7 protein-coding genes are annotated in these 11,134 nt (G+C 55.9%); 2 read left to right on the forward strand and 5 right to left on the reverse strand.

The features are described from left to right. Positions 1 to 148: 148 nt before the first annotated feature. The 3 genes from BCV73_RS30710 to BCV73_RS35245 are packed head-to-tail and all read right to left on the reverse strand — an operon-like array spanning position 149 to position 4,137. Entirely contained in the window at positions 149 to 1,996 is a 1,848-nt protein-coding gene (locus BCV73_RS30710; RefSeq protein WP_481855813.1) for an ABC transporter ATP-binding protein, read from the reverse strand. Then, on the reverse strand, positions 1,980 to 3,725 hold the full coding sequence (locus tag BCV73_RS30715; protein ID WP_089549656.1) for an ABC transporter ATP-binding protein: 1,746 nt from the start codon (positions 3,723 to 3,725) through the stop codon (positions 1,980 to 1,982). The genes BCV73_RS30710 and BCV73_RS30715 overlap by 17 nt, the downstream gene beginning before the upstream one ends. Positions 3,726 to 3,735: 10 nt before the next feature. Further along, positions 3,736 to 4,137, reverse strand: a complete 402-nt coding sequence (locus BCV73_RS35245; protein WP_179232100.1) for a hypothetical protein — start codon at positions 4,135 to 4,137, stop codon at positions 3,736 to 3,738. A 334-nt stretch (positions 4,138 to 4,471) separates the two neighbouring features. On the opposite strand from BCV73_RS35245, the gene BCV73_RS30725 reads away from it, so the two are divergent. After that, positions 4,472 to 5,542, forward strand: a complete 1,071-nt coding sequence (locus BCV73_RS30725; RefSeq protein ID WP_089549657.1) for a LacI family DNA-binding transcriptional regulator — start codon at positions 4,472 to 4,474, stop codon at positions 5,540 to 5,542. Between the two features lie 186 nt (positions 5,543 to 5,728). Here the strand turns inward: BCV73_RS30725 and BCV73_RS30730 are convergent, their stop codons facing one another. Beyond that, positions 5,729 to 6,709: a glycoside hydrolase family 113 gene (locus BCV73_RS30730; protein WP_089550476.1), complete on the reverse strand. Its 981-nt coding sequence runs from the start codon at positions 6,707 to 6,709 to the stop codon at positions 5,729 to 5,731. A gap of 267 nt (positions 6,710 to 6,976) precedes the next feature. Further along, positions 6,977 to 8,821 (reverse strand): LTA synthase family protein, encoded by a 1,845-nt coding sequence (locus BCV73_RS30735; RefSeq protein WP_256993056.1) that lies wholly within the window; start codon positions 8,819 to 8,821, stop codon positions 6,977 to 6,979. A 502-nt stretch (positions 8,822 to 9,323) separates the two neighbouring features. On the opposite strand from BCV73_RS30735, the gene BCV73_RS30740 reads away from it, so the two are divergent. Beyond that, positions 9,324 to 11,134, forward strand: a 1,811-nt coding sequence (locus BCV73_RS30740; protein WP_143811944.1) for a methyl-accepting chemotaxis protein, incomplete at its 3' end; no start/stop codon positions are given.

The raw sequence follows: 11,134 nt of genomic DNA on the forward strand, positions 1-11,134 counted from the left end.
CTGTGAAGGCATCCGGAGTTTTTTTAAGAGATCAGAAAGTATAAATTTCGGAGCTTCTGCTTCCTGATCTCGCAAGAAAAACTTCCTTTAGACGCGGTCTGTCTTCTTTGAAGGTACGTCGATAGACGTTTTTCTTATACCCAATAAGTTATATCGCCCGCTGAAACTGGCTGGTGTACAAGTCATAATAAAAACCTTTGGCTTCCAGCAGCTGACGGTGGTCCCCCTGCTCGGCAATGCGTCCGCCGTGGATGAACAGAATCCGGTCCGCATCCTGAATCGTGCTCAGCCGGTGGGCGATGACAAAGCTGGTCCGTCCCTTCATCAGCGTCTGCATCGCTTCCTGGACATGCATTTCGGTCCGGGTATCGACGCTGCTGGTGGCTTCGTCCAGTATGAGGATGGCCGGATCGGCGAGGATCGCCCGGGCGATGGTCAGCAGCTGGCGCTGGCCGTGGCTGAGATTGCTGCCCTCGGCGGCCAGGACGGTATCATACCCGTCCGGCAGACGGGATATAAAGCGGTCAGCATTCGCCAGCCTGGCGGCATGCTCCACTTCGGCATCGGTCGCATCCAACCGTCCGAACCGGATGTTTTCGCGGATGCTGCCGGAAAAAACGTAGGCGTCCTGGAGGACGATCCCCACCTTGCTCCGCAGGCTGTCTTTATCCATATCGCGGATGCTCACCCCGTCGATGCAAATGTCGCCTTGGTCGATCTCGTAAAACCGGGTCAGCAGGTTGATGATTGTCGTTTTGCCTGCACCCGTAGGGCCGACGAGGGCGATCATCTGGCCGGGCTCGGCGGTAAAGGATACGTCCTGCAGCACCGGCGTTCCCGGTTTATAGCAGAAAGTTACATTCCGGAATTCGACGCTGCCCTTTACCTCTCCAAGCTCCGCGACGGCCCGCTTGTGGTCTTCTGTATACTCGGTGTCGAGGTCGAAAATCTCAAATACGCGCTCGGCACCCGCAATGGCGGACTGCATCAGGTTGAACTGGTTGGCCAGTTCGGTGATCGGCCGGCCGAACTGCTTGGAGTAGTTCAGAAAGCTGACGACGATGCCGACGGAGGTGTGCCCTTGCAACACCATCCAGCCGCCGGCCGCCGCGATCAGGGCGAAGCTGAGGTTGTTCACCATGTTCATGACCGGCCCGACCATGCCGGAGGCGATCTGCGCGCGGATGCCGACCTGATTCAGCTTGTGGTTGATCTTCTGGAACTGCTCGACCGCGACAGGCTCCCGCCGGAACAGCTTGACGATTTTCTGCCCGCTGACGGTCTCCTCAATAAAGCCGTTGAGCTCGCCGAGGTGCTGCTGCTGGGCTTTGAACAGCTTTCGGGTCAGCCGCGTGATTTGACGTGTTGCCACGAGCACGAGCGGAATGCTGATGAGGCTGACGAGTGTAAGGGGCAGGTTGAGCCTCAGCATGATGACCAGCGACCCGGCCAGCGTAATGATGCTGTTCAGGAGCTGCGTTACGCTCTGGTTCAGCGTGTTCGACACGTTCTCGATGTCATTGGTCGTGCGGCTCATCAGCTCTCCGGTCGGATGGGTATCAAAAAAGCGCAGCGGCAGCTGCTGGTATTTATCGAACAGGTCCTGGCGGAGAGCCAAGACGGTGCGCTGGGAGACCGCCGTCATGACGTACACCTGAATCCAGGAAACGACGCTGCCCAGTGCATAGATGCCGATCATCAGCAAGCAGAGCGACCAGAAGCCTTCATGCTCCTTCGGCATAATGAAGCGGTCGATCGCTTTGCCGAGCAGGAAAGGGCCGATCAGGGAAATGACCGCGCTGAGAATGGTCGTAATATATACGATGATCAACCCGAACTGCTGCCGGCTCAGATAGGCCCACAGTCTTCTGAGGGTAGCACCAGCCTGCTTGGGCTTGGCTTTCTGCATGACCATGTTTCGGCCGGGTCCATGGCCCATCATGGGAGGGCCCCCGCGGCCGGCTTCAGCGCCGGCGGGTTTAGTTGGCTGCGGCATGCGTATCTTCCTCCTTCCGCTGCGAACGGTAAATATCCTGATAGATCGCGCTGGTCCGCAGCAGTTCTTCGTGGGTCCCCCGGGCGGCAATGGAGCCGTTCTCCAGCACCAGAATTTGGTCGGCCTCCATGACTGAACTGATCCGCTGCGCGATGATGATGTTGGTGCTGCGGCTCATCAGCTCCTTCAGCGCCGCCTGGATGCGTGATTCCGTGCCGACGTCGACCGCGCTCGTGCTGTCGTCCAGGATGAGGATCCGCGGCTTAACGAGCAGCGCGCGGGCGATCGACAGGCGCTGCTTCTGCCCGCCGGACAGGTTGACGCCTTTTTGCCCGATCACGGTCTCATAGCCATCCGGCATCTGCATGATAAAATCGTGGGCCTGGGCGGCCTTGGCCGCCGCAGTCACTTCCTCCAGCGGAGCGGCGGGCCGGCCGTAACGGATGTTATCCAGCACCGTGCCGCTGAACAGCACGGACTGCTGCAGCGTCATGCCCACCATCCCGCGCAGGATGTCCAGCGGGATGTCGCGGACATCCGTGCCGCCGATGAGCACGCGGCCTCCGGTGGGGTCATAGAGCCGCGGGATCAGGTGTACGAGCGAGGATTTGCCGGATCCGGTAACGCCGAGAATGGCGGTCGTCTGTCCCGGTTTGGCTGTAAAGCTGATCCCACTGAGCACCGGATCGGCATACGGATGCTCCCCGTAACCGAAGGATACATTCTCGAAGACCACGTCCGCGGCCGCCGGTTCCTTGGCCTGGGCGCCGGTGGGATCGACAATGTCCGGCTGCGCGTCAAACACTTCCTGCACCCGGGCCGCGGAGACTCTGGCCCGGGAGATGAAGGTCAGCATGTTGCTTACCATCAGCATGGCGAACAGGAGCTGTGTCACGTAATTGATATAAGCGATCAAATCGCCGGCGGGAAGGGATCCGTCACGGGTAAGGGCACCCCCGTACCAGAGCACCGCGACGATGCTCAAATTCAGGATCAGCGTCATGACCGGCATGTTCAGCCCCAAGAGCCGGTTGGCCGAGATGGCCTCCTTCGTGTAATCACCGTTAGCGCCGGCAAAGCGCTTGCGTTCATAACCTGCGCGGACGAAGGCCTTGACGACCCGAATGCCGGCGAGGTTCTCCTGCAGGACGCCGTTCACTTGGTCCAGCATCGACTGAACCCGGCCGAACAGCGGAAAAGACTTCCGGATCAGCAGCACCAGAAAGACGACCAGGACAGGGATCGATACCGCCAGGACCAGCGTCAGCCGGGGACTGATCCAGAGGGCCAGGATGAGGCTGCCGAGGAACAGCAGCGGGGAGCGGATGCTCCGCAGGATCATCTGGACCACTGTCTGCAGCTGAACGACGTCATTCGTCAGCCGGGTGATCAGCGATCCGGTCTTCAGCTCGTCAAGATTGCGGAAGGAAAAGGTTTGTATTTTCCGGAACAGATGGTCCCGGAGATCGGTGCCGAAATGCTGAGAGGCATAAGTTGAAAAGATGGTGCACCCCACGCCGCCCAGCAGGCCGACTACGGCAACCCCGATCATCAGAAGACCCGTTCGCTCGATGTACGCAAGATCGCCGGGGATAACTCCTTTATTAACGATGTTCGCCATCAGCGCTGGCTGCAGCAGGTCCATGGATACCTCAAGCAGCATCAGCAGAGGAGCCAGCAGGGCCGACACCTTATACGGACGAAGGTAGGATATCATCAGTTTCCACATGGGCGGGACCTCACTTGGTATTAGAATCGGCAGCCTGCGCCTGGCCTCCCGGCGAAGAACCCGAGGCTCCGCCATCCGCCGTTTCACGCAGCTCGAACGTATGGATGTACTCCTGGATCATCTGGTCAACGGCTTTCAGCTCACCGGTAATGACCTGCTGGATCGGCTGGAACTCGGGCTGGCTCAGCTGCTGCATCAGCGTGCTGCGCATGACCTGCATACGCTCCAGAAACATCAGCACGCGGCCGCGCCGAAACGTCTGGGCGCTCTGAAAGCTCCGGCCGCCCTCGTCGTCGCCGTGATGCTCCCTTTTGCCGCGCCGGCCGTGGTCGTGGTGCCCGTGTCCGCGGCCCCCGCCGCGCCGGTCGCCTCGCTCCCAGCGGCCGCCCTCGTTGTTCATATCTTCTTTCATTGACGTCACTCCTTAGAATTAGTGGATGTGTATACGTGTAATGCTGTTTGTATACAAATGTATACAATTGTGTGGTGAGAGTCAATTCTTTTTACCCTAAATCTGGATAAATCCAGCTTTCTCTGATCTTCGTTATCGTCTCTATATAATGCCAGCGTCCATTTTGTTATAATGTTGTTGATTCCGCAGACTAACAAACATGGTTCCAGAAACGGCTGTATCCGGACCCGGAGCATCACCGGCGTCTAAACCGCCTTGGAAGCGGCACGCCCGATGCAGCCCTTTACGATATTCGTAATATGAATGACAGTTTATTTGAGGTGAAATAAAGACGATGGCCAAAAAGATTACGATGCAGCAAATCGCCGACCACCTGGGCGTTTCGAAGTTCGTTGTATCCAAAGCGCTGTCCGGCAAGGGCGGAGTTAATGAAATGACCCGGGAGCGGGTGATCCAGGCGGCTTCCCAGCTCGGCTATTTTTCGCAAAAGAAAGCCTATATGAGGAGCCCCCGCACGGAACCTAACACGCTTAAGCGCAGCGGCGCCAAGCATTCCGTGATCGTCCTGATGCCCAATATCCGTTTTCAGAACAGGGAATCGCTGTACTGGGGCAAGATTATGGAGGGGATTTCGATCAGCCTTGAGGAACGGGGACTGGGCATGGTGATCATCTCTGAGCAGAACGTGGACAACTTTGTCAGTCTCCTGAATCCGGAAGGGATTCTCGGACTCATTGGGGTCGGGGAAATTTCCACGCCGCTGCTGCTGGAGGTGCACCGGATGGGGCTGCCGATCGTGCTGGTCGACATGGAGGATCCGCTCATTCCGTCCGACACGGTCTTTGCGAACAATATGGATGTGATGGCCCGGCTGACGACCCACCTAATCGGCATCGGCCATCAGCGGCTGCAGTTCATCGGAAACGACCGGTATTCGCGCAGCTTCCGGGACCGCTCCATCGGGTACCGGACGGCGCTGGATGAGCAGGGGCTGCCGAGCCAGGAAGGGCTGGTCATTCCGCTTCCCGATTTGGAGAACGGCAGCTTCGAGCCCGAGATCCGGTCGTGGATCTCGCGGAAAATCAAATCCAAATCGCTGCCGACCGCACTGGTCTGCGCCAACGATGCGATTGCGCTGACGGCCCGGGATATCCTGATCGAGCTTGGCGTGCGGGTTCCGGAGGAGGTGTCGGTCTCCGGATTTGACAATATCGCCGATGCGGCCAAGGGCAGTCCGTCCCTGACGACCGTTCATGTTCCGAAGGAGGCGATGGGCCGCCGGGCTGTCGAGAAGCTGCTCGAACGAATGGACAAGGCGGATACGCCTCTGGAAAAAATCCTGCTCGCCGGCGATATCGTCTACCGTGATTCCACGGCGCAGGCGCCGGATGGCTCCGGGAGCTGACATCACGGCAGGTACGATACAATCTCAGCCGGTCATAACAAAAAAAGCATCCCGCCCAACAGGCGGGATGCTTTTTATCGATAAAGGAAGTTTCGAAGTTTCCGGAAAGTGCACAGGGTTGCCGTTGTGCGAGTTGAAAGAGCTGAAATCGCGAGGTTCAATCTTCCTGTGCGCCCTTTAGATCGCTTACGGCTGGGCAGGCAGTCCATCGAATTCGCGGATTTGTGCCGTGTAATGATCGCGGATGAGGCCCTCCGCCTTTTTCGCATAAGGGCAGTAATCATCATTCCCTGCGGCATCCCCCGGTGCATATAGCGCCGCCGGCCAGTCCCACAGCATAAATCCTCCCACCCATGAACGGCTGGCGCAGGCTTCAAACATCCGCTCATAATAAGCGGCTTGTTCGTCCTCGTTTGGGTCTCCGGGCAGTCCCCAGTCGTTTGGAATCCGGCTCGAACCGGTCCGGCTGGGACATCCCGCCTCCATAAAGAAGAAGGGCTTGCCGTACCGGCGGACGACCGGCTCAATGCGGTCCAGCTGCTCTTCCCAACTGTCGATCGGGTAATAGCCGCTGGATGAAATGACATCCACGGCATCCCACCATGCCACCTGGCCTTCCTGATATTTGTCGCAGTTATAGGTAACGATGCCGGAGTATACTTGCCGAACCTGGCGGATGAGCTCGCGCCATTCCCGTTCCCTTCGGTCGGTCTGCACCATCTCGCACCCGATGCACAGCATTTCGCAGCCGGTTTCCTCGGCCATAGCCGCATAGTGCAGCATAAACCGGGTATAAGAGTCAAACCACTCGGACCATTTCGGTTCACAAGGCACGTCAATATCGAAAAAGTTAATATGGGCCCGCCAAGTTCCGTCGGTGCAGTTGACGACCGGTTTCAGGCAGACGCGCAAGCCGAGACGTTTGGCGGAGGCAATCGCATGGCGAACCTCTTCATCCGTTACGGTCGGCTCTTCCGCAAAGTGGATTTCCGTCGAATGGGCCGTATCCTGCAGGGCCGCAAAGGTGACGGCCGTCCAGTTCACGCCGAGGCGTTTTACCATTTCCTCCATCGAATGTCCGGCCTCAGGGGTGTTCCATGTTCCCCGGATGCCGGTCCATCCCCAGGTCATGCCGCCGATATATCCTTCCAGCAAGTTATTGCGCATTAAATTCACCGTGTGCACCTCTTCTTGTGTTATTTTGTTAGCGTATTTCGTTATTTAGTTATGATAACTTTATATACTTGTTATAAACAAAATGCGTCTGAAGATCAAGTGTGCGGTTGTGAAAATATGATGATTATAGATGGTATACCCGTCTTGGTGTGGAGATAGGGTGCGTGAAAAATAGATAACACATTGATAACAAAGGTGAAAAATAAAAGCCCTGCCCGTAATTGTACAGGCAAGGCTTGATATGCATGAGGCCATTCTCTATTTAAGCGGCTGCTGATTCACGTAGCTGTCGGACAAATTAAGGAGCTTAAGCGCCCGGTTATATTCCTCTTCCGTAGTGCCGCCGTCCACTGAGGTTCGGCCGCTCAGCGGGTACTGCGCTCCATCCTCATATCCGGCTCCCGACACGAAGAGCGCATTGTCGGTCAGGAAGGAACCGGTCGGCAAATAATAACGCTCCGGAATCAGATTATAGCTCTGATTTAAGAGATCCTGTCCGAAATGAATATGGTCTTTGACGGAAACGCCCGTCAGATTGGCGACCGTCGGCAGGATGTCGACCTGTCCGCCCACCGTGTTGTTCACTTCCGGATGTTGGATCGAGCCGCCCGCCAGAATCAGCGGGATGTTAATCATATCCGAATAGGAATATTCATGTCCGTAAATTTCCTTCATCAATTCTTTATCATCACGGTCCAGGGAGTACAGCGGCAGTCCCATGTGATCCCCGTAGATGACGATGAGGCTGTCTTCCCAGAGGCCGTTAGTCTTCAGTTCATCGATAAACTGGCCCAGCGCATAATCCGCATAATTCTGGGCGCGGATATAATCCCCGACAAACGTACCGTCGTATCGCTCAGGGAGCTGCATGTGGTATTTTCTCTCCGGAATCGTGAACGGATGATGCGCCGACATCGAGATGACCTGGGCATAGAACGGTTTGTCTTCCTGGTCCATTTCCTTCATTTTCGCGGCAGTCTTCTTATACAGCACTTCATCCGATGGGCCGAAGAAGAAGGAATCTTCGTCACCGAAGAAGGACTTGTCGTAATAATGCTGGAAGCCAAGGGACGAATACAGCTCCCCGCGGTTCCAGAACTCCACGTCGTTCGTATGGAAGGTCGCGGTCGAGTAACCGTTGCTCTCCATCAGCCTCGGCAGGCTCGGCAGCTTCTTGTCGACATAGTTCTGCGTGGCTGCTCCGCTCGGCGGAACATAGAACGAGGTGTTCACGACGAATTCGGCATCTGATGTATTGCCTTGGCCGACCATTTGGTTGAAGTTCGGGAAGTAGTACTGCTCTTTGGCCAGCTTGTTCATATTAGGCGTAATTTCCTGGCCGTCGATCTTCAGGTTGATCAGGAAATTCTGAAACGATTCCAGCTGGATAATGATGACGTTCTTGCCTTTGGCATCCCCGAAATGCTGCGGCTGATCGGTCTTCTTGATGCCTTTGAGCTCATCGATCGAGGCCTGGGTAATGCTGTTCAGCGGAACGATGTCCTCTTTCTTCTTGGAGAAAATCGTATACGCTTCATAATTCAAAATGCCCATTTGCTGGGCTTTTGTGATCTCGTTCATGCTGGCCCGGTTCGGAACGATATTAAACAGGCAGATCACGAGGGACAGGATGAACAGCACGGTAACGACGCTCCGGCGGGCCCGGCGGCTGGTCTGATCCTTCCATTGCCGCGCTTTACGGCCCCGTACCATGATGACAAAGATCACGACGATGTCGGCGTAGATCAGCAAATAGTAAGGGTCCATCAGCGAAAAGACACTGTTGCGGACGGCCGTAACCTGGTTAACCTGCTCCAGGGCATGGTAAGTCGCGATGACGCCATAATATTTGAAGTACATAATGACGGCGAAAAAGATCGTGGTCAGCAGCAGGTTGGCGATGACATAAGCGCCGAATTTCCGCTTGCCGGCAAACCACTCAATCAGACAGAACACGAGCCAAATAAACGGAATTTCGGTAATGATGGGCTTCCAGGGCATCAGGTCATTAAACGTAACGGCCCATGCCAAATACCCCTTTAAAAGTAAAAGAATGGTGAATAAGACAAACGGTTTTCGCAGAAATCCACGAAGTGAAGACACGTTACCAACTTCCTTCCTTTTAATGACGGGCTGACCTGGCTGATCTAAGCCGGGCAGCTGAGTATATCGCGCGAAAAGCTGGATGATTGCGCATAAAATTGAATATCCTGCGGTTGCTTGAGCCCTTTTGTCGCATGGAATCGAGGGCAATAGGTTTATTATGCCTTCGGCTCAGAAAGATGTCAAAAGGCGAATCCTTGTCATTTCTAGTTATCATTTACCATATTGGGAAGTAAATGAACCGCTTCCACCGCTCCTCTGAAGCATTCTTTGAAAACGTCCGGATTTCCGATCCGCCGGATGACGGCGGACTGGGCCGTAACACCATGACACACCGCTAAACACGGCGGTACACTGCTTATTTCCCAACGGTCAATAACCCCCTAAAAACTGTAAAATATTGTGTTGAACCGGGCCTGTATTTTAGGTAAAATGTGCGAAAACCATATTGTGTTAAATAAGTTAACACGCGATGTAATGTTAGATGAAGGGGTTGAGGGGGATGTTTGACTGGCTTGGCTTTACAACGGGGCTGCCACTCTGGTGGTCGTACCGGTTAAACCGTCATTTGAAAGAGGATATCGAAAACATTTTTGAGGGAATCGCCCAGAATCGTATACAAATATTAGAGAGCTGGGTTACGGAGTATTGGTCCCATTTGGAGCGCTTGAGCATACAGCTTGGCCCAAACTTTGGCCATATCGTCCAGGATCCTGCCGGGGCCGCTGTATTGGAGCCGCTGTTCGCTTCCTATATGAAGAGAGGTGCCGATTTCTCGGAGATTTTCCTGATTCGTGACGACATGAAGGTGGTGTACTCCACCCATCCGTCCCGCATCGGAGCAAGCTGCAGCCGGGAGGGCCTGATCGAGCCGGGACTGAAGTATACGCTGCAGGGGAATCCATGCCTGTTCGGCCCCTATTCCGACCCGGCCACATTAGAGGTCGGCCCGAGCACTTCGGCGTTTCACGACGCGATGACGCTGATGTTTATTTTGCCGGTCATGAATGACGGTGAGTGGAAAGGGGCGCTGTGCGGCCGGGTTCCAAACGATGTCCTGGGCGACTTGATCCAGCGGGAGCAGGGGCATGTATATCCCGATTCAGGCGATAACTACATTTTCATGGCCAAGCCGGGACTGAGCAAGAACATTGCGCCCGGAACGGCGCTGTCGCGGAGCCGCTTCGAGGACTTTACCTTTACGCACGGCGATAACCTGAAAGAAGGGGTACGGACCGACTACGGGACGGTTCAGGTAAAGAACCATACCGAGCTGGAGCTGGTGTTCAAGGACCCGGCCACGGGAGAACTGCATCCAGGGGTGGCTAACACGATACAGAACGGAAGCAATCTGTTTGTGGAGTTTCCGGGATATTCGGACTACCGGCACATTCCGGTGATCGGTAAAGGGGTTACTTTTCAGCTTCCGCATTGCCCGGACGTATGGGGGATGATGTGCGAAGGGGATTTGGAGGAAGTGTACCGCTTCCGGAGCTTCGGTTGGAAGATGAAGAAAATGCATCTGATGACAGGCCTGGCGGGCGTGGTGCTGAACGGTCTTCTATTCGGTCTGCTGGCCTGGAGTCTGCCTCCGGTCACGGGGCTGATCATGGTTCTGGCGGCAAACGTGCTGTTCGGCTGGATCGCGGTCTCCGTTCTTGAACGCAGGGGGACGCGGCGGACGGCGGAGCATTTACGCAGCCTGAGCCGGTTCATCCGAATCAATGCCGAAGGCAAAGGGGATTTGACGCAGCGGCTGGACCTGCGCGAATTTGCGGATGACGAGGCCAAGGAGCTCGGCAAATGGGTAAACAGCATGATCGATGCCCTGGAAGGCATCATGCTGCAGGTTAAGCAGGCGGCGCAGGACGTTCAGGACAGCCAGCACGTACAGCATGCGACGGCCCAGTCGACCGCCAGCTCCACGGAGCGGGTGAGCGGGAAGGTTCACAGCATGATCCGCGGCATCCGCGGCCAGCTGAAGGATATTGACGTGGCCAAGGACGTGTCGGTGGAGATGAGCGTTACCCTGCGGGAAATCGAAGAGGCGGCTGCTCAGCAAATTGCGGTGGCGCAAAGCGAAGTGCAGCATATCGGCGACAAGATGAAGCAAATCCAGGACAAGGTGGAGGAGAGCAACCGGACCATTCGGACGTTTATGGAAACGACGCGGGATATTGCCGGCCTGCTGACGGCCATCGAGAACATTTCCAAGCAGACCAATCTGTTATCGCTGAACGCGTCGATCGAAGCGGCGAGGGCGGGCGAGCACGGTCAAGGTTTCTCGGTAGTGGCGGGGGGAAACCGCCAGCC

This window comes from Paenibacillus sp. SSG-1, assembly GCF_002224835.1.
Classification (GTDB): Bacteria; Bacillota; Bacilli; order Paenibacillales; family Paenibacillaceae; genus Paenibacillus_AQ; species Paenibacillus_AQ favisporus.